Origin of the sequence: Paenibacillus sp. FSL H8-0280 (assembly GCF_045040665.1) — a bacterium.
Taxonomy (GTDB): domain Bacteria; phylum Bacillota; class Bacilli; order Paenibacillales; family Paenibacillaceae; genus Paenibacillus; species Paenibacillus xylanexedens_A.
In genome coordinates this window covers 2169320-2188892 of sequence record NZ_CP150296.1, presented here as the reverse complement: position 1 = coordinate 2188892, position 19573 = coordinate 2169320, and the positions used below count along the sequence as shown (strand labels likewise).

Annotated in this window: 20 protein-coding genes and 1 tRNA gene; 9 read left to right on the top strand and 12 right to left on the bottom strand. The window is 46.3% G+C overall.

The window, feature by feature from the left end; translation table 11 throughout:
- Positions 1-22: 22 nt before the first annotated feature.
- Positions 23-1177, bottom strand: a complete 1155-nt coding sequence (locus MHI12_RS09855; RefSeq protein WP_405172272.1) for a sn-glycerol-1-phosphate dehydrogenase — start codon at positions 1175-1177, stop codon at positions 23-25.
- 158 nt (positions 1178-1335) lie between these two features.
- Between MHI12_RS09855 and MHI12_RS09850 the strand changes: the two genes are divergently transcribed.
- On the top strand, positions 1336-1521 hold the full coding sequence (locus tag MHI12_RS09850; protein WP_036609735.1) for a hypothetical protein: 186 nt from the start codon (positions 1336-1338) through the stop codon (positions 1519-1521).
- Positions 1522-1626: 105 nt separating this feature from the next.
- On the opposite strand, the gene MHI12_RS09845 is transcribed toward MHI12_RS09850, so the two are convergent.
- Positions 1627-1710, bottom strand: a tRNA-Leu gene (locus MHI12_RS09845).
- 225 nt (positions 1711-1935) lie between these two features.
- On the opposite strand from MHI12_RS09845, the gene MHI12_RS09840 reads away from it, so the two are divergent.
- The 3 genes from MHI12_RS09840 to MHI12_RS09830 all read left to right on the top strand — a co-directional run bounded on the left by MHI12_RS09840 (position 1936) and on the right by MHI12_RS09830 (position 3960).
- Complete coding sequence (locus MHI12_RS09840) at positions 1936-2928, top strand: Gfo/Idh/MocA family protein (protein ID WP_405172271.1); 993 nt, start codon at positions 1936-1938, stop codon at positions 2926-2928.
- Between the two features lie 54 nt (positions 2929-2982).
- Positions 2983-3378 carry a DoxX family protein gene (locus MHI12_RS09835; RefSeq protein ID WP_405172270.1) on the top strand — a complete coding sequence of 132 codons (396 nt, stop codon included), beginning with the start codon at positions 2983-2985 and terminating at the stop codon, positions 3376-3378.
- A gap of 219 nt (positions 3379-3597) precedes the next feature.
- On the top strand, positions 3598-3960 hold the full coding sequence (locus MHI12_RS09830; RefSeq protein WP_074094421.1) for a helix-turn-helix domain-containing protein: 363 nt from the start codon (positions 3598-3600) through the stop codon (positions 3958-3960).
- 50 nt (positions 3961-4010) lie between these two features.
- Here MHI12_RS09830 and MHI12_RS09825 read toward each other — a convergent pair whose 3' ends face one another.
- The 5 genes from MHI12_RS09825 to MHI12_RS09805 form a co-directional block, all read right to left on the bottom strand.
- Complete coding sequence (locus MHI12_RS09825; protein WP_341006765.1) at positions 4011-5627, bottom strand: sensor domain-containing diguanylate cyclase; 1617 nt, start codon at positions 5625-5627, stop codon at positions 4011-4013.
- Between the two features lie 165 nt (positions 5628-5792).
- The gene (locus MHI12_RS09820) at positions 5793-6530 is read right to left on the bottom strand and encodes a spermidine synthase (protein WP_405172269.1); all 738 of its coding nucleotides are present in this window, start codon (positions 6528-6530) and stop codon (positions 5793-5795) included.
- A 160-nt stretch (positions 6531-6690) separates the two neighbouring features.
- Positions 6691-7593 (bottom strand): LysR family transcriptional regulator, encoded by a 903-nt coding sequence (locus MHI12_RS09815; protein ID WP_341006763.1) that lies wholly within the window; start codon positions 7591-7593, stop codon positions 6691-6693.
- A 59-nt stretch (positions 7594-7652) separates the two neighbouring features.
- On the bottom strand, positions 7653-8390 hold the full coding sequence (locus tag MHI12_RS09810; RefSeq protein WP_405172268.1) for an SDR family oxidoreductase: 738 nt from the start codon (positions 8388-8390) through the stop codon (positions 7653-7655).
- A 24-nt stretch (positions 8391-8414) separates the two neighbouring features.
- Positions 8415-8690, bottom strand: a complete 276-nt coding sequence (locus MHI12_RS09805; protein WP_405172267.1) for an Atu4866 domain-containing protein — start codon at positions 8688-8690, stop codon at positions 8415-8417.
- Positions 8691-8850: 160 nt separating this feature from the next.
- On the opposite strand from MHI12_RS09805, the gene MHI12_RS09800 reads away from it, so the two are divergent.
- Positions 8851-9786, top strand: coding sequence for an AraC family transcriptional regulator N-terminal domain-containing protein (locus MHI12_RS09800; RefSeq protein ID WP_405172266.1), 936 nt, complete (start codon positions 8851-8853; stop codon positions 9784-9786).
- Between the two features lie 64 nt (positions 9787-9850).
- Here the strand turns inward: MHI12_RS09800 and MHI12_RS09795 are convergent, their stop codons facing one another.
- Complete coding sequence (locus MHI12_RS09795; RefSeq protein ID WP_405172265.1) at positions 9851-10288, bottom strand: MerR family transcriptional regulator; 438 nt, start codon at positions 10286-10288, stop codon at positions 9851-9853.
- 169 nt (positions 10289-10457) lie between these two features.
- Between MHI12_RS09795 and MHI12_RS09790 the strand changes: the two genes are divergently transcribed.
- A complete protein-coding gene (locus MHI12_RS09790; protein WP_405172264.1) occupies positions 10458-11336 on the top strand; it encodes an SDR family NAD(P)-dependent oxidoreductase in 879 nt (292 codons plus the stop codon).
- A gap of 89 nt (positions 11337-11425) precedes the next feature.
- Here the strand turns inward: MHI12_RS09790 and MHI12_RS09785 are convergent, their stop codons facing one another.
- From MHI12_RS09785 to garR, 3 genes are all read right to left on the bottom strand, one after another.
- A complete protein-coding gene (locus MHI12_RS09785; RefSeq protein ID WP_036609749.1) occupies positions 11426-12784 on the bottom strand; it encodes a GntP family permease in 1359 nt (452 codons plus the stop codon).
- Between the two features lie 92 nt (positions 12785-12876).
- Complete coding sequence (locus tag MHI12_RS09780; RefSeq protein ID WP_405172263.1) at positions 12877-14301, bottom strand: four-carbon acid sugar kinase family protein; 1425 nt, start codon at positions 14299-14301, stop codon at positions 12877-12879.
- A gap of 64 nt (positions 14302-14365) precedes the next feature.
- Positions 14366-15259, bottom strand: a complete 894-nt coding sequence (gene garR, locus MHI12_RS09775) for a 2-hydroxy-3-oxopropionate reductase (RefSeq protein WP_405172262.1) — start codon at positions 15257-15259, stop codon at positions 14366-14368.
- Between the two features lie 200 nt (positions 15260-15459).
- On the opposite strand from garR, the gene MHI12_RS09770 reads away from it, so the two are divergent.
- From MHI12_RS09770 to MHI12_RS09760, 3 genes are all read left to right on the top strand, one after another.
- Positions 15460-16080 carry a GntR family transcriptional regulator gene (locus tag MHI12_RS09770; protein ID WP_036609753.1) on the top strand — a complete coding sequence of 207 codons (621 nt, stop codon included), beginning with the start codon at positions 15460-15462 and terminating at the stop codon, positions 16078-16080.
- 172 nt (positions 16081-16252) lie between these two features.
- The gene (locus tag MHI12_RS09765; RefSeq protein ID WP_405172261.1) at positions 16253-17416 is read left to right on the top strand and encodes an oxalate decarboxylase family bicupin; all 1164 of its coding nucleotides are present in this window, start codon (positions 16253-16255) and stop codon (positions 17414-17416) included.
- 79 nt (positions 17417-17495) lie between these two features.
- The gene (locus tag MHI12_RS09760) at positions 17496-18635 is read left to right on the top strand and encodes a zinc-dependent alcohol dehydrogenase (protein ID WP_036609757.1); all 1140 of its coding nucleotides are present in this window, start codon (positions 17496-17498) and stop codon (positions 18633-18635) included.
- Between the two features lie 89 nt (positions 18636-18724).
- Here the strand turns inward: MHI12_RS09760 and MHI12_RS09755 are convergent, their stop codons facing one another.
- Complete coding sequence (locus MHI12_RS09755) at positions 18725-19513, bottom strand: class I SAM-dependent methyltransferase (protein ID WP_405172260.1); 789 nt, start codon at positions 19511-19513, stop codon at positions 18725-18727.
- Positions 19514-19573: the final 60 nt, after the last annotated feature.

The following is a 19573-nucleotide window of genomic DNA, read 5'->3' as shown; positions in this document are numbered from 1 at the left end:
CGAGACCATTCTCTCTAAAAGGTCATCCTAACCTCGTGTTTAACACTTCATTAATATATCTCAATCCGGTATATCGAGGACGAAGCGTATGCGCTGTGTTGAATGCATGTTCCACCATCTCCGGGGTTACACCGAGTTGCTCAGTAGTCACAGGGCCACCTACTTGTTCCAACCATGCGATGAGCTGAGAAGCCTCCGGCAATTGATCATATATCCCAAACACCGGTTCACCAGATGTCTGTGCAAGTTCTTTATATTTCACCGTAAGCAATGCACAAGCTACGCCAACTTTGGCACCATGCAGAACCGGTCTTTCTCCCGCTTGCATCAGATCCATCTCCAAGATGTGGGATAGATGATGCTCACCTCCGGATGCCGGACGGGAATGGTCAATGATCAGCATGGAGATACCGGAAACAATTAATGCGTCCATTAATACAGCTACTCCCTCTGCTCGCCCCTCCGCAATCGCTTGTACATGATCTATGCAGGTATTCAGCGCTTCTTCTGTCATCCGATAAGCAACTGGACAGAACGGTTCTCCGCCCAGTTCACGGGAAACAATCCAGTCTGCAAGCGAAGTATATTTACCAAGCATATCTCCGAATCCGGCAGCCGTCATCACTTGTGGGGCTTGCTCCAGAATATCCAGATCGGCAAAGATGGCTTCAGGCGGAACAGCCTGAAATGTCTGTTTGATTCCGCTTACAATTAAGGGTGCACCCGCAGAGGTAAACCCATCCACTGAAGCCGCTGTCGGTATGGACAGAAAAGGCTTGTTCATTTTGGAACATACAAATCGCACCAAATCATGGATGGTACCTGAACCCACGGCGATCACAGCCTGACTTTCCATATTCACACCCAACATGACCTGTACAATAGCCGCTTCATCCGCAATGATATCCCCCGTCCGATTCTCCGGCAGAGCGATCTCATCCACATGCATTCCCGCTTCGCGAATACTACTCAGCACATCAGATCCGGCGGCCCGAAACGTATGTTGATCATAAACAATCGTCACCTGATGGTATCCTTGCTCAGACAAATAACCCGGTAACCTCTGAATGGCCCCAGCTTCCAGATGTATCAGCATATCCACCACCCGGTGTTGATGACCGCAAGCACACTGCTGTGCTTCCTTATTCCATGCTGCAATTCGTTCGTTCATATTCATTCGCTCTTACCCTCCCATATGAGATATCATGCATAATTAACGGGTTAAAACCACAAGATAAAAAAGGAAATAAAATGTGATGATTTTCCTGATCACACTTTACTGCCTGTACCCAATATTTGCAAATCCATATCTCACATTTCCAAGTAGGTGAAGCAATGAAATTAACAAAAGAATTAGGAATTTCGCTCGGATTTCTGGCCGGAACCACCTTTGGCAGTGGTATCGCTTTTTTGTTTCGTCTCCAGTCGGTTGAAGTGGTTGCCAGTGTAACGCTATTTGGTATTGCAGGAGCCATTGCCGGGATCATCACGGCAGTCATTCTGCGCCAGCGGCAACATTAGCATTAGCATGCTGGTAGCAAAATGCAGGCTTCACACGAATGATCCACAAAATAAAAAAAGGTTCGTGAATTGCCCTAGAGCAACTCACGAACCTTTTTTGTTAGATGCGGTCGAGAGGACTCGAACCTCCACGGGGGTTAGCCCACACGGACCTGAACCGTGCGCGTCTGCCAATTCCGCCACGACCGCATAATATGTATCTCCTCATCCATCGATGAAAAGCGTTCCGGTGAAACAATTCCTTGTTTTACCGTAATTCAGAGTATACATGCTCCAAAATAAAAATGCAACTTCTTTTTTATTCATTCACGAAAAGGACATATGTCCTTTTTTCTCAACTTCAAACACCCTATCGTAGCATTAAACAACAAATATACTATCCATACGAATGCAAAAATGAAGGAGAGATCCACCTTGAAAACAACCCATCTGTGCTTTATCGGTGCCGGGTTTCATGCATCCACGAATATTTACCCTTCTGTTGTTGAAGCCGGAGCGCAGATCCAGGCCATTGCCACACGCAGTATGGAACGCTCTGAAGCAGCTCTGCTGCGATTTGGCAGCAACGGACAAGCGTATGACAATGCTCAGCTTATGTTGCAGCAGGAAATCTGTGACGGAGTCGTTGTAGTCGCCCAGCCTGTAGATCAGACCGCTCTTGTTCTCGAATGCATTCGGGCTGGCAAGAATGTATACGTGGATAAGCCGCTCGGATGGAACGCAGCGGAAGCCGCCAGTGTAGCAGAAGCTGCCGAGCAGGCTGGCGTCGTTGTCATGGTCGGTTTTATGAAACGTTATGCCCCGGTATACATGAAGCTGAAGGAGCTAATTGATAGTGGTTCGCTAGGTAAGGTACGTTCATTCCAGATGAAATTCGCTGTAGACAGTACCCCATTTTGCAAGGATGAGGAACAGTTCATGAAGCTCGCTGCCATTCATATGGTCGATCTAATGCGTTACTTATTCGGAGAAGCAATACGGGTTACAGGCACAACCGTGAAGGATGGGGAATACATTAATCAAAGCATTTCCCTTGTATTTGAGAATAACGTAGTAGGCAGCGCTTATTTTACCGGCATGAGTGCTTGGTCACGGGAGAGTGAAAGTGTACTCGTCACCTTTGACAACGGATTTGCGTCAGCTGAAGAGATCAACACACTTACTGTTCATCAATCCCGAAGCTCGACCAGCCTCCCCTGGAAATCTCTCGAGGAGCAAGATACTGTTTATACACCTTCCGGATCTCCCATGTCAGGAGCTTATCGTGACCTTTATCTACGCGGGTTTGTTGGTGAAATGGCGCACTTCATCGCGTGTTGCCAGAATCAGACTGTCCCACATTCCAGCGCCAAGGATAATATTGCAACGATGGCTCTATGTGACTCCATTCTATCATCACTGAAGTAGCGTATATACGCTCATCATCATATTTTATACATCCAGAGAAGAGGAACTAATCTCATGTTGGACACAGGTCTACTTATCATTCGTCTCGTGATTGGTTTCATTATGATTGGACATGCATGTAAGAAACTGTTTGGCTGGTTTGGAGGCGAGGGTATATCAGGGACGGCTGAATTCTTCGGAGCGATTGGCCTGAAACCGGCTAGAGCCTTGGCAGTGTGTGCCGGATTTGCTGAACTGATCGGTGGATTCCTGTTTGGAGTCGGTCTATGGATTATCGTTGGTGCCGTTCTGCTCATTCTTCCGATGATTGTAGCCATAGCCAAGGTGCATGCCGATAAAGGTCTATGGAATCTGAACGGAGGATTCGAATATAACCTTGTGATGATCGGATCATTACTTGGTGTTGCTCTCGCAGGAGCCGGTGCATACTCCCTCGATGCCCTGATATAATGTACAAAATTCATCACATGGAGCCTCAATGTTTCGCAAGACGAAACCGGGGCTCTTTTCTTTCTTATAGGCATCAACACATCTGCCTTCGCCTAGGATTAGGGTTTATAATCTGCATAATAAGTGATATGCTTTTTCATGAACTATACGTACTTTATGTAATGCAACCACCCAAATAGATACCATAGAAAATCACCGGAAAGTGGAGGTGTACTTATAATGAAAAAGGACGCAACCAAGCTATGTCCCGCGCCATACGGCTGTTCCGTGGAAGTTACCCTCAGTGTGATCGGAGGCAAATGGAAAGGTGCCATTTTGTATCATTTATTCTCCGGTCCTTTGAGATTTAACGAGCTCCGAAAATTGTTTCCTGACATCACCCAGCGTATGCTCACCCTGCAACTTCGAGAGTTGGAAGGCAGCGGAATTGTCCATCGTGAAATATACCCCCAGATCCCACCTAAAGTGGAGTATTCCCTCACACCATTTGGTGAAACGTTACGGCCGATTATCTTCAGCATGCGAGATTGGGGAGAAACGTATACAAATGAGGTTCTGGCCAGATCATCACAAGAGGTATAAAACACAAAAGAAGCTGGCCCTGGTTTTTAGGGAACAGCTTCTTTGCTTGCTTATTTGATAACCGTTTGGATCGTAACCGTACGGTTACGTCCCTCTTCCTTCGCTTGATACAATGCATTATCCGCCAAGTGAAACAGTTCTGTGGATGTTGTGGAGTGCTTCGGATATTCGGCAATTCCAGCCGAGATGGTGACGGAACGATCTATAGGCAATATGCTTTCTTCGACCGTTATTCGGATACGTTCAGCAATCTCAAAAGCCACGTTAGACTCGGAATTTCTTAACAAGACTACAAATTCCTCTCCACCAAACCTGGCGCAGACATCTTCTGTTCGAACAGACAATTGAATGATATTGGCAATGTGTTTCAATACTTCATCCCCAGCATGATGCCCGAATGTATCATTAATGGACTTGAAGCGGTCAATATCCAGAACAATAATAGAGAACGGCACGTCATCCTGGATCCATTCCTGGATGACTTCTTCGAAGGTTCTACGATTGTTCATGCCTGTTAACACATCTGTTCTGGCATCATAGACAAGCTGGTTAGTCTGTTTCCTAAAGTTCGCCAATGCGCCAACAACCGCCCTTGTGAGAAGGTCTGCCTCTCTATTCCAGTGAGGTTTCATCACAGGCAGATCCACTTGTCCCTTATCGACCTGATTCACCAAATCAGCCAGCATAGCAAAAGGACTGGCCAGCTTGCGTGCAACCCGAACCACAATAAGGGTCAGGATCAGGAAAGGCACTGAGGTGTACAGCAACAACATACGGATATGATGATTCAACTGATCGTACACCGTTTGGGTTGGAGACACGATTACGACGCCCCAATCTGTTGATGGAACTTTGTAATAACCTGCAAGCGAATCCACACCTGCCAGATTTTTGTATTGTTCTTTACCGTGCTTGTTTACTAGCAGCTTTTGCACCACTTCATTTTTACTGACATTTTCACCAATTCGATTGGTGTTTGGGTGAAATAACAAAGTGCCCTTCTTATCCACAATAAAAAAGTAAGAACCATTACTTGTCTTGAGCTGACTGCCAAAAGACAGACTCAATATATTATTTTCCTGCAAAAAGATATTTCCACCGATTGTTCCTTGGTACTCCCCTGCCGAATCAAAGATCGGTTCACTGACAAATACAATTCTGCGTTTGGTTCTGGGTGTCTGGTACGCTTCGGAGATATACGAAGCCCTCAATTTAACCGCTTCTTTTGCTGCATTGGAACTAACATGGTGACCTACACTAGCCTGTGAGTACGGTGAGGTAGACCTGATTACTCCCTCTTTATTTACCAAAGAAACGGAATTGAAGAAATTACTGCTATTGCGAACCAAATCCAATGTGGAATTCAACTCTTTTGTATTGGAGTGATCCATATCCGGGAAATATGTGGCTGCATATTTCAAGCTCTCCTGCATGGAATAAAAAAGCGAATCCAGCGTTTGGCTCATTTGCACAGCGCTTGCATAGTTTAGGGACAGGGTGTTATCAATGAGTGACTGTTTCTGAGATGTATAAGATGAGATGACCATGAGGGTCAATGTCATTAAAACTGAAATAGTGACCAACCCGCCGAGTAAAGCCGTGAGGCTAATCTTCTTGATGTTTTTTATTTTTCTTCGTAATCTAGATCTCTTGATCTGTGCAATCATCGTTTTACTTCCCCCGGATTTTCATGAAAAAGCATATTCCTTCTATCTTATACGAAAGTTGTTAAGATCAAATAAAGAGACTGAGAAATCTTAACAATTACATCGTAAGATTGACGATTTAATGACATTTTACTTTCCCTGGAAGAATCACTGTTCAGAATCGCCCTAATCGACAATGATATATCCTTCTTCTGGCTCTTGTTCAACAAACCCTGCCATCTGACGAACCTGAAATTCGATCGGGTGATGACTACCCATTAAAATGCGATTTTGAACTTCATCCGCTGTTTCTGTAGGTAATGCGAATGCACGTGTATAAGCAAACTGTGCCTGAAGTGTCGTATAGATCGCATTGACAAGTCGATCGTTGCCCGCACGCCCGAACACATTAAGGATGACAGCTCCGTCCGAGTCCAGCTTGTCCTTGACCATGGCAAAAAAATCACTGGATATAAACTGCTCGGGTGTACCCGTTGCCGTAAAGGCATCAATAACAATATAATCATATGTCGCAGCGGGTTCCTGGCCTAATAATTCACGACCATCCCCAATGAGCACAGGACTTCCCTCATATCCAAAAAAGGTCCGGCTCAACTCCACGACCTCTGCGTCAAGCTCAGCCACCTTTACCTGACGATCAGACAAGTAGGTTGGCAATGTGCCAATACCATGTCCCACCACAAATACGTTATCAAACTCAGGATCATTCCGTTCCATTAGATGCACCATCGCTCTCGGATACTCCAACACCATCCGGTTAGGCTCATCCAGATCCATGGCTCCCTGCACAGCTGCGTTGGAGAATTCTAATACACGAAACTGGCCCTTTTCTCCATAAAGCTTTTTGGTATCATATACCGTCAGCTCATGCTGTTCACTTTTATTCCGATACAGAACTCTCACTAACCGTTCTCCCTTCGATCTCTTGCACACATTCGACATATACCTTCATTCTATTACACGGGATGACAACATACCACCCTATACTTTAAAGATCATAGTACAACAAAAAAACCGTTCCGACTCATACGGAAACGGCCTTTTGATGAACCATTCAACACCACTAAGACCCTATGGCCTCATGCAGAGCCTGGACATATGCTACACCCAGATTAGAGAGAGAAGTGCTCTTGTGGCTTATCCACCCTACATTAATGGATTCCTCACATTCCAGCGGTACAGGAATGATCTCGTCTCCATTCAGATCAGCGCTAAGTACACCGGTAGAGATCGTATAACCATTCAGACCAATCAACAGGTTAAACAATGTTGCGCGGTCATTGACCTGTATGCTTTTGGGGTGAGATAACGTACTCAGGATTTCTTCGGAAAAATGAAAGGAATTGTACTCTCCCTGATCAAATGACAAGTACGGATAATCCTGCAGTTGCTCGATTGCAACCGATTCTTGCTTCGCCAGCGGGTTCTTCACACTGATAAAGATATGGGGCTTGGCTATGAACAAACTCGTGAAAACCAACCCCGCATCTTTTAACAATTTGTTAATTACCTTGGCATTGAACTCATTCAGATACAGGATGCCAATTTCACTGCGCAGGCTTTTCACGTCCTGAATAATCTCGTAGGTCTTTGTCTCCCGAAGCGCCAACTCGTATTCATCCTGACCATACTGCTGTACCAGACGAACAAAGGCATTTACTGCAAACGCATAATGCTGCGTCGATACGGAGAAGTGCTGCGGGGATGGCTTGGCGTTCAGATAACGATTCTCCAGCAATTCAGCTTGTTCTACCACCTGACGTGCATAACTCAGAAACTCAACGCCTTCTTTAGACAGAGATATTCCCTTATTGGTACGTTCAAAAATAGTAATTCGCAACTCCTGCTCCAGATCCCGAATGGCATTCGATAGGCTGGGTTGCGAGATAAACAACCTTTTGGCTGCTTCATTCATGGAACCGCGCGTGGCAACTTCGATCACATATTTTAGTTGTTGTAATGTCACTGCACTATTCCTCTTTTCGTATCAATTGAATCTATTATATACCAAAAGAGGATCCGAACTTAAGCCATGCTTGCTGTCGGTCTCACTACAATCTCATTTACATCCACCTCTGCCGGCTGGCTAATGGCGAACAAGATACTTTGCGCAATCGCCGAGGCAGGAATGGATATGCGCCGATACTCTTTCATGAGATCACGTGCTTCTTCATCAGAAATCGTATCCGCGAGTTCCGATTCCGTCACGCCCGGCGATACAAGGGTTACACGGATATCTCCGCCTACCTCCTGTCGCAATCCTTCCGAGATGGCGCGGACCGCGTATTTGGTTGCACAATACACCGCTGCCGTTGGTGACACGGCATAGGCTCCAATAGAGGCAATATTAATAAACTGGCCGAAACCCTGCTTTTTCATGACAGGCAGTCCAGCTGCAATGCCATGCAGAACCCCACGAATGTTAACATCTATCATGCGATTCCACTCATATACTTTTAACGATTCAAGGGGAGATAGCGGCATAACTCCAGCGTTATTTAAAATAACATCGACACGTCCATAGCGAGTTTGAGCGAGGTCAACGATGGTTTGCATCTCTTCCAATCTGGTAACATCCAGCGAATGATACTCCACCGATCCACCTTCCAAACGAATGGAGGAGGCCAATGCCTCCAAACGTTCCATACGTCTAGCTCCAATAACTACATGTGCTCCATGCTGTGCAAGCAATCGAGCTGTTGACTCACCAATTCCACTACTCGCACCGGTAATGACAACAACTTTCCCTTTTACATTGGACATATTAAATCGCTCCTTATTTGATTGTTATTGTACATTTTCTCTATACAAAACCATGCCTGCATGGTACAAAATGCCGTCCCTGAAGTCTCCATCCGCTGTAAATCCCGTGTCATCCACGTACTCTATATGTTTCCCATGAACAACATAGCGACCCTGATATGCACTTTGCCGATCTCCTCTCGCTTCATCATATCTACCGCAAGGAAGAAGTTCGTGTCTGATATATCCATCCTTCGTGACCCACATCCCCACATACGGGTGTTTTGGTTCTTGTTGGTCGCCCATTGAATTGCGCTCCATTGTTTCTCACCCCTCTCTGCTTCAAAAGATTCCGTTGCTTATCTCCATTATGTAGAGGATCAGTCGTTGTACGATAGAAAAATTCCGCAGTATTCTTGCCTATTCCTCCAGCGCGATTTAAAATAATAGTAATAGTGGTTTACAAGGGGGGCTGCAATTCATGCTTATCAAAACAAATGAAACGGATACGGGCATCACGGAGCAGCAGCAACAATTGGCTCAACTTATTGAGCATTTCACCCCAAATGATGGGATACATCCAACAGCAATTCCATCCCTTTCCTTAATCCGTGCCTCCGAGATCTCACACCCCATATATTCCGTTCATCAGCCTGCCCTCTGCATTGTAGCCCAAGGTTCCAAATTAGTTATACTCGGCCGCGAGAGCTACACCTACGACTTGTCACAGTACTTGGTAGCTTCCGTAAACTTGCCTATTTCAGGGCAGGTTGTAAAGGCTACAACCAAACATCCCTATCTATGTGTTCGACTGGATTTTGATTCAGGGCAGATTTTCGATCTGATTCAGGATACGCCTTCTGCACAACCCAAACCTGACCATTCAACACAAAGAGGACTGTTTGTTAGCTCAACCAAACCTTCCCTTCTTGAAGCTGTGATCCGATTGGTTCGGCTGCTGGATACACCTGAAGACATTCCCGTCCTTGCCCCTATGTTTATCCGCGAGATTCTATATCGTATTATTCAGGATGAACATGGACATTCCATCAAGCAGTTTGCGATTCAGGACAGTCATGCACAGCACATCGCCGAGGTGATCGAAGTTATCCAATCCGATTACGCCAAGCCACTTCGGATTGAGCAACTTGCTGCCATGATCAACATGAGTTCTTCCTCATTACATCATCATTTCAAAGCCATTACCGCCATGAGCCCTTTGCAATTCCAGAAACAAATTCGATTGCATGAAGCCCGGCGAATGCTGCTTGCAGGTTCAACCGATGCCGCCGACGCTGCGTTCCAGGTTGGCTATGAAAGTCCGTCTCAATTCAGCCGGGAGTATGCCCGCATGTATGGTCTCCCTCCCAAAAGCGATATCAAACGACTTCGTCATACACTCGATATTAAATACTAGAAACAGCAAAAAGACCCACGTCATCATGACGTGGGTTTTCAGATTTAAATAGGCAGCAGCGCCATCAAGAGAATAGGTTCTGTTTTTCAAAAACAGACATCTGGTCCTCCCCGGTAATAGGACTTTCATCAGGATACATACTTCGTTTCTCCAACTTCTCGTCGATAAAATCAACCACCTGCTGTAGCGAAGCAATCTGTGCTTCAACTTTCTTCCGGTGATTCACCAGCATCTCCCGTTCATCAGGGAAATCGGCGAGATCGGAATCCATGGACATTTGTAAATAAGGCTTCATTTCCTCCAGAGACATTCCTGTTTTTTTCAGGCAAGTGATCAACTTCATCGTATGAATATCCTCCGAGCGATATACCCGATGGCGATTGGCTTTGCGTTCAGCACGGGGAAGCAGCCCAATCTTCTCATAATAACGAATTGTATCTTCCGATAATCCGGCCTGTTCTGACGTTTCTTTAATGGAGAACACTTCATTCTCACTCATCATATGGGCCTCCTCCACATTCATTTCTCTCCATATTACAACTTGGAGCTGACTCCAAGTCAAGCATGAACCGTTCCATCCCAACACCTCTTGACTTGGAGTCGACTCCAAGTTATAGAATGAGCGCAGCATACAGATTCGTTCTGTAATCCCACTCTATCTGGAGGTATATATGAACATACAAAATCAGCTTCGCACCGCTCTCATCACAGGTTCAACGTCAGGAATTGGTCTTGAACTGACACGCAAGTTACTGGCTGAAGGATGGCAGGTAATCGGTCTCAACCGCTCTGCTTTCCCATCAGAGGATACCGATATTCAGAACGCATTACGTTCGGGTCAACTCCGTTGGGTTCAAGCTAACCTGACCAACTACGACAGTCTGAGAACTGCACTAGATCAGATTAAATCCGATACCGATTCGATCGATGCTTTGTTTAACAATGCCGGAGGCAGCGCTGCCGAACTTCATTTCTCTGATCAGGGGCATGAACTACACTTTGAACTTCAGACGATAGTCCCTTACATCATCTACATGGAATTAGTTGAGCTATTACTCAAAGGACAGATGAAAACAGTTATTAATACTTCCACCACCTCGTTCAATATGGTCAGACAATTTGATCTAAACATCCTGGAACGTCCAGCCGAATTCAAAAAGCTGTTTGGTCCTTATGCCACCTCGAAGCTCGGCTTATCCCTATGGACACGCGAGGTTGCCAAGTCTGACAAAGCGGATGGTATACAATTACTAAGCGTAGATCCCGGTGGAAATAATACACTAAGGGGCAACAAAACATCCGGCCTGCCCTTCTATATCAAACCTATCATGAAATGGTTCTTTCCTCATCCAAGCCATGGCGCTTCGCTGCTCTACAATGCGGCCTTATCCCCAACCAGACATGAATCCGGTACATTTCTGGTGAAAAATAAAGCGGCAGCGCTTCGTTTCACAGAGCAAGGCCCTGCCGTTCTCCACCGGGTAAACGAGATTTATGATCAGCGTTTCCGCACAACGCAGTCTGGAAAGACTACAATCACCCCATCTTAATCATGATGGCCCGTAAGCAGTAAACATAACAAAAAAACACGCCAAAGCGGCGTGTTTTTAGGTTTATGGGCTTTATGGTTTTTTTCTTGTTAGATAAAGACACTCAACAATAACACCATGCCAAAGGCGGCAAATCCGAGAATGGTCTCCATGACCGTCCATGTCTTAAGTGTCTGCGGCACAGACAGATTCAAATACTCTTTGACAATCCAGAATCCCGAATCATTCACATGGGACAAAATAATCGAACCTGCTCCCGTTGCGAGCACCAGCAATTCAGGGCTTACACCGGGCATCGTCATGGCGATTGGAGCCACAATGCCCGCCGCTGTTGTCATCGCCACCGTAGCTGAACCTACCGCCGCACGAATCAATCCGGCAATAACAAAGGCCAGCACGAGTGGCGACAGATGCGCACTTTGGGCAAAACCCGCTATCGCGTCACCTACACCGCTGTCTGTCAGGATACGGTTGAATCCGCCGCCTGCACCGATCAGCAAGATGATGGAAGCAACTGGGCCCAGGCAATCATTTGTATATTTCAATATCTGCTGTTTGCTGAAACCACGTGCATATCCAAAAGAATAAAAGGAAAAGAGCAGAGCAAGCAGCAGTGCAATAATCGGACTACCAATGAAATCAACGACCTGACGGAATCCGTTTGTCTCTGGTAGAATCAGATCCACAATCGTAGCGAGTAACATCAGAATCACCGGAAGCAAGATCGTAAAGAGGGTGATGCCGAAACCAGGCAGTTCCCGATCTTTGGTCTCGGTGAACTGTTCCATTAGCTCACTTGAAGTCTCGACTTTGATCCGCTTGGAAATCCATGTTCCATAGAGCGGACCTGCAATCGCTGCGGCTGGAAGGGATACAATCAGAGCCAGGAATATCGTTTTACCAACATCGGCATTGAAGATTCCTACCGCGAGCATCGCCGCCGGATGAGGCGGAATCAGACTGTGTACTACGGCAAGACCAGCGACAAGTGAAAGTCCGATTTTGATCAGCGACGTCCCTGTATGCTTCGCAATAACAAATACCAGCGGGAAGAGTAGCACGATCCCAACCTGGATAAATACCGGAATACCACAGATCAGCGCAACAACCATCATCGCCCAGTGTACGTTCTTCTCCCCGAAGACACGAACGAGTGTCTGGGCTATTCGTTCGGCCCCACCAGACTCGGCCATGAGTTTCCCGAGCATCGTTCCAAGCCCCAAAACAATCGCGATGAATCCGAGAACACTTGCAACACCTTCCTGATAGGATTTCACGATATCCGTGAACGGCATACCCGAGATCAATCCCATAAAGACAGCACCCACGATCAGGGCAACAAACGGGTTCATTTTAAATTTGGCAATCAACAGAATCAATCCAAGAATGGATATCAGTGCGTAGAGCAGCAGACTTGCATCATGACTAAGACCGAATACGGAATACATCCGAATAGCCTCCCCCAAGTTGTTATGTTGTGTCAGCACGCGGTATTACTCTGGCCCAAACGACCTGGACACTGCGCGCTTTCGTATTAAGCTTAAGCTTCGATCTTCTCCACCGTCTCCAGTAGCGCACGTTCCCCGCCAACATTCCCTGGAAACACGATATATGGGATACCACTGAATTTGGCTTCTTCCCCTGTCAACCATACCGGAATGCCCGCTGCCACTTGACCGAGCACCCTTGCTTTGCGTATGGCCAGACCTTTCGTTGCCACATCACTGGATGTAATGCCACCTTTGGCAATAATGAATTTTGGTACAACTTCAAGGGATTGCACAATCTCGACCAACGCGGATGATACATTCTGACTGATCTTGAAATTACCCTCATGTCCTTCGACTGTGATGAGCTTACGGCTGCTATATACAACAACATTGTTGCCCTCCGCAAGCTGCCTGTTCGCTTCACCAATCACACGTTGAATTTCCTCCGTATATCCATCCGGCGTTAATACACGCTCCACATCGATCTCCAGACTTATGATGCCCGGAAACGTAAGCAGTTGTTCCAGTTGACGTGTCGTTTTCTGTACATAGGAACCAACAACAACAATACCTCCATGCTGTTCCTGTCCGCTTGCGATCAGCTGTTCTTTCGGTAGAAATGCCTGATCCGAGATGCCTGCATACGATTTGACAAAGGAGGCCGCCGTCCGAAAAATAAAAGCTTTCCCCTCTTCCTCCGCTTGAAGCAAAGCCAGAGAAAGAACATCCATGTCTGCATAAGAGAGCGCATTCACGATAATCGGTACATTGTCTTCGGCTTTTAGCAAAATCGCTTTGACTACATCGACTCCTTGACGGATTTCCTCCAGTGAAATGGTAAGGCAGCGACTAGCCTTAGTACGGCCTGAAGTCTTCTCCTCTACCCACGATGGCAGATCTCCATGCTCATACCCAAATACTTTATCCTTGGCAAATTCCGTCTCATGAACTGGAATCAACTGTTCGCCCTCAACCATATAATGCGTGTTGCCTACCGTAACCCGTCCTGCCTCGAAAAAGGCCGGAATGATCAGTTGTCCGTCATATGCACGTCCGCTGACACGCGCCACTTCTTCGGCTAGCACATCCGTCTCCAGCGGATAATACCCACGCAGCATGGAGTCACTACGACTCACAAAGGTGAAACTCGTTCCTTCCTCTGCTGCAACCTCTTGCACATTGCGGGCAATCTCCCGATTAATACGTTCCGCTGTATCTGCATCCAGCCCTCGTGTATTGGTCAGAATATAGAATAACGATTCAGAGGATCGAAATGCCTCCTGCAACAGTGGCTTGTCCCACTGCGTCAACACATCAATATCATGAACCGTCTGTACACCAGTTGGGTCATCATCCAGCACGATAATTTTGCGTGCCCTCGCATCCTGCAATTGTTTAATCTGTCCTCGCAATCCTTCAGAAGAGTTGTCCGTCCGAAGAGCTGCGGGGATATCCGATAACATCTGATAGGTCATGTCTCTCCACCTCATATCAATATCTATATCTATTAACATTCTTTTTTCTTTTTTTAATTTTTTATTAGACCCGATTCACTTCTACACCTGCGAGTTTCTCAAAATATTGAACGATTCCGCCATGGTCATCCGCGGCTTTACCATCAATCTTCAGTGCATGGAAGATCTCCAGCAACTGACTGCTGAGCGGTAAAGGCACCCCGATATCATGTGCCGTTTCCATCACATTGGTCATGTCTTTGAGGTTAATATCAATCCGTCCTCCAGCGACAAAGTTACGATCCAGAATGAGTGGAACTTTCGCATCCAGTACCGCACTTCCAGCGAGCCCGCTGCGGATTGCCTGATACATCTTTTCTACATCAATGCCAGCTTTGGCTGCAAATACAAGCGCTTCGGACATGGCCGCAATATTCAGGTTCACGATAATCTGATTCGCCAGCTTGGCGGTAGCACCGGAACCATTATCCCCCACTCGCGTTACATCCTGTCCGACCACTTGCAGAACCTCTTTCACAGATTCAAAAATCATTTCATTGCCACCCACCATGATGGCGAGTGTACCGTCTATTGCTTTGGGTTCTCCTCCACTTACAGGTGCATCCAACATATATAATCCCGATTGGGATACAAGCTGAGCCAACTCTTTGGAAACGACCGGTGAGATGGAGCTCATGTCGATAATGATACTTCCCGTATTGGCTCCTGCCAGCACACCTTGTTCGCCCATTATAACGGTGCGGACATGCTCTGAATTGGGCAGCATTGTGAAGATGACATCACTATGCTCAGCCACCTCTTTTGGAGATGCTGCGCCTCGCGCTCCCGCATCAGCCAATGACATCACAGCCGTTTGATTAATATCGTATACGCTTACATCATATCCCGCCCGGATCAGGTTCAATGACATAGGACGTCCCATAATACCGAGTCCAATAAATCCAATTCGTTTCTTCATCTTGCAATCCCTCCAGCCTAAATTCTTCGCTTTTCACTCTTGTAATCGCTATCATTGCTGTTCACATTCGTTATTGTACACAACATTTTAATTTTTGTATACAATTTTATTATTTATGTATCCGAAATTTAAAATTCGGTTTTTTATCTTGTTGTTTATTGCCTTCATTTTCGCTAAAGTAAAGGTAGAGGTGAAATACAATGCAACCAAGTACGGACAAGTCCCGTCCAGCTTATCAGCAGGCCTATGAAGTTCTGCGGGACATGATTTTGCAAGGCACCCTTTCTCCGGGAACCAAACTTGTGGAAGAGAAGCTGGCGACCGATCTGAATGTCAGCCGGACCCCGATCCGTGAATCCATCCGCCGCTTGGAACAGGAAGGATTAGTCGTAAACAAACGGGTCGTCAAGCTAACCGAGACCGATCTAAGAAATACGTTTGAATTACGGAAGTTACTGGAGGGACATGCGGCTCAATCTGCTGCTGCCTTCTTATCCGCCCAGGAAGTGGCGGCTCTTGAGCATTGCGTGCACGTGGGACATACCGGAAGCAAAGAAGAGATTATGGAAGCCAATAAAGAGTTTCACGAAATCATCATGCGTGCGAGTAATAATGCATTGATGATTGATCTCTTCGACAAAATGCAATCCGTCATTTATCTATTCCGGCAGACGGTTGTGTATTATCAGCGCCCCTTCCTCATTGAAGAGCATCATCAGATCTGTGAAGCGATCAAGGCACATGACGGGCAGACTGCCGAACGACTGATGAAAGAACATCTGCAATCCGATCTGGAATTCTGCCTTCATTTGATTCGATAATCGGATTCATGGATTGTTCAACTTTCTCACCTACGTATAAAGACGTGACCGCATGCGGTCACGTCTTTTTTTGTCGTTTGTCACTCATATTATCCAGGCCCTGATTCATAGGTGTAAACATAACGATACAATGTCGCGTGTGAAATGTTACTGAATCTGGAGGGATCACTCAATGACTAAAGGACAGGAACCAAACGAAAAACCATTTATTATCCCGCAACCCATTCGTAGTGATGGCGCTGGAGGACCTGATCTGGGACCCAGAGATGTTATGAGAGATATACAAAACCCCGATATGCTGGTACCTCCAGCAACAGATAACGGGTTATTGCCCAATCTGAGAATGTCTTTTTCCGATACGCATATGCAATTGAACCATGGGGGTTGGTCACGTGAAATCACCGTACGGGATCTCCCTATTGCCACTACACTGGCTGGTGTGAACATGAGCCTGACACCGGGAGGTGTACGGGAATTGCACTGGCATCAACAATCCGAGTGGGCCTATATGATCTGGGGAACGGCAAGAATCACTTCGGTAGATCAGAACGGACGTAATTTTATTGCGGATGTCGGACCTGGCGATCTCTGGTTTTTCCCCAAAGGTCTCCCCCATTCCATTCAGGGACTGGAGGATGGTTGTGAATTTCTGCTTGTGTTTGATGACGGGTCCTTCTCCGATCTGAATACGTTATCCATATCGGATTGGTTTGCCCACACCCCACCAGAGGTATTGTCTGTCAATTTCGGCGTGCCCGAATCCGCTTTTCAGTCAATGCCGAAGGAACAGGTCTACATTTTCCAAGATACCGTCCCGGGTTCCATCGAGAGCCAGGAAGTTCAGTCGCCATATGGTACCGTTCCTCTCACATTCAAACACCGATTGCTGGCCCAGGAACCACTCATTACCCCCGGCGGAAGCGTCCGGATTGTAGACTCCACCAACTTCCCCATCTCAACTACCGTTGCTGCCGCACTCGTTGAGATCCGGCCTGGCGCCATGCGTGAACTGCACTGGCATCCTAATGCAGATGAATGGCAATACTATCTGACAGGACAAGGAAGAATGACTGTCTTTGGAGGCAATGGCATTGCTCGCACATTTGACTATCGGGCTGGAGATGTCGGATATGTTCCTGTCGCAATGGGACACTATATACAGAATACCGGTACAGACACTTTATGGTTTTTGGAGATATTTCGAAGTGATCGCTTTGAGGATGTCTCGCTGAATCAGTGGATAGCATTAACTCCTCGGGATCTGGTCCGTGACAATCTGAATGCGCCGACTGAGTTGCTCAATGCCTTGCGTAAAGTAAAATGGCCTGTCGTTTAATTTAGTATGTACCTCTATCATTTGTACTGAAATGGGGTAATTGTCAGAGAATCCCACTATATAAGGAGGAATATGAAAGATGAGAGCCGTTACGTTTCAGGGAATCAAGGACATTCAAGTCAAAGAGGTTGAAGATCCCAAACTGCAACAGAAGGATGACATTATCGTTCGTATTACTTCCACAGCTATATGTGGATCCGATTTGCATATTTATCAGGGAGCCTTGCCTGCTGCCAAAGATTACGTTATCGGTCATGAACCGATGGGCATTGTAGAAGAAGTAGGTCCAGAAGTGACACGTGTGAAGAAGGGGGACCGTGTGGTCCTGCCTTTTAACATCGCTTGTGGTGAATGCTTCTATTGCAATCATGACATGGAGAGCCAGTGCGATAATTCCAATGGTAATCCGGATATTCATACAGGTGGATATTTCGGATTCACCGAACGCTACGGAAATCACCCCGGAGGTCAGGCAGAATTATTGCGTGTTCCCTACGGAAACTTCACTCCGTTTGTGATTCCTGAATCCTGTGAACTGGAAGATGAAGCTTTATTATTCCTGTCCGATGTTCTTCCAACCGCATATTGGAGCGTGGAGAATGCCGGAGTTAAACCGGGAGATACGGTCACTGTACTCGGTAGTGGGCCCATTGGGCTGATGACGCAGAAGTTCGCCTGGATGAAAGGTGCCAAACGTGTTATTGCTGTGGATCGCCTGCCCTATCGACTGGAGAAAGCCAAACGTTTAAACGATGCAGAGATCTTTAATTTCGAAGATTACGATGATATGGGTGAGCACATTCGTGAGATTACACAAGGCGGAACCGACGTTGTTATCGATTGTGTAGGTATGGATGGTAAAAAAACCACGCTGGAGGAGATCGGACAGAAGCTGAAACTTCATGGCGGTTCACTGAGTGCGATCGAAATCGGCATGAAAGCAATCCGGAAATTCGGTACACTCCAACTTACGGGTGTATATGGCTCTTCCTACAACATGTTTCCGTTAGGTAATTTGTTTGAACGCAATATCAATCTTAAAATGGGACAAGCTCCTGTTATACATTACATGCCTGAATTGTTCCGCAAAATCACTGCTGGTGAATTTGATCCAACCGAGATCATCTCCCATCGGATTTCACTGGAGAATGCAAGCGATGCATACCGCATTTTCAACGATCATGAAGACGAATGTACCAAAGTTATACTAAAACCCTGAACCGTCGCTTTGATTATAAATATACAAAATAAAACAAGCAGAACTACCTGTTCAAGGTACTCTGCTTGTTTTATTTTATCGACACCTAATCAGACATGAGTCGGTTTAATCGCTTGGATATACACACTTTCTCCTTGGAAGCTGTCGAGCTTCCCGTTTGTTGTCACTTCAAAATTGAAAAACTTTCTGATGATGGACGGTGCACTCAACATACTTGCTTCAAGTTCCCTTCTCTCCCGTTCCGGCAGTGCCGCACGGTTACACCACTCTTCAAACTTAAAGCGCTTCTGGAAGGAAACCATCGTTTCCATTCGGAAGCCGGCATACTCCAGCATATGAATCCATTCCGTCTTGCGCCATGCTCGAACATGACTTGCATCCCGGCACTTCTCCACTTCATTGTAAAACTGGTCATTCTCATCACGTTCAGGTGCCACGTTGTCAATGAATAACAACCTTCCACCGGGCTTCATAACTCGTAATGCCTCATGAACAAACGAAGAAACGTCCGGAAAATGGTGAGCAGCAATTCGACAGGTCACAAGGTCAAAGACATCATCATCGAATGGCAGCTTCTCTGCATCCCCGGCAACAAAATCTACATTACGGTGTCCATTGCCCTGTATAAATTGTTCAGCCACCTGCAGCATTTCCTCCGTTAGATCGAGAGCTGTCACCCGCTGAACAAGTGGAGCCAATGCATTAGCGACATGCCCTCCTCCAGTGGCGATATCCAGCACGTTCATATCCGGAGTGGCTTGAGATGAAGCCACGAGCAACGCGAGATCCTCACCTTTGGCATGCCCCGAGCTCGTCACATATTTACCTGCATTTTTCGCAAACTGCTTCTGCACCTGACTTTTGATTACATCAGACATTCCAATTCCTCCTGCATAAGTTTCATTAGACGAAACATAGTTTCAAAATATAATTATATT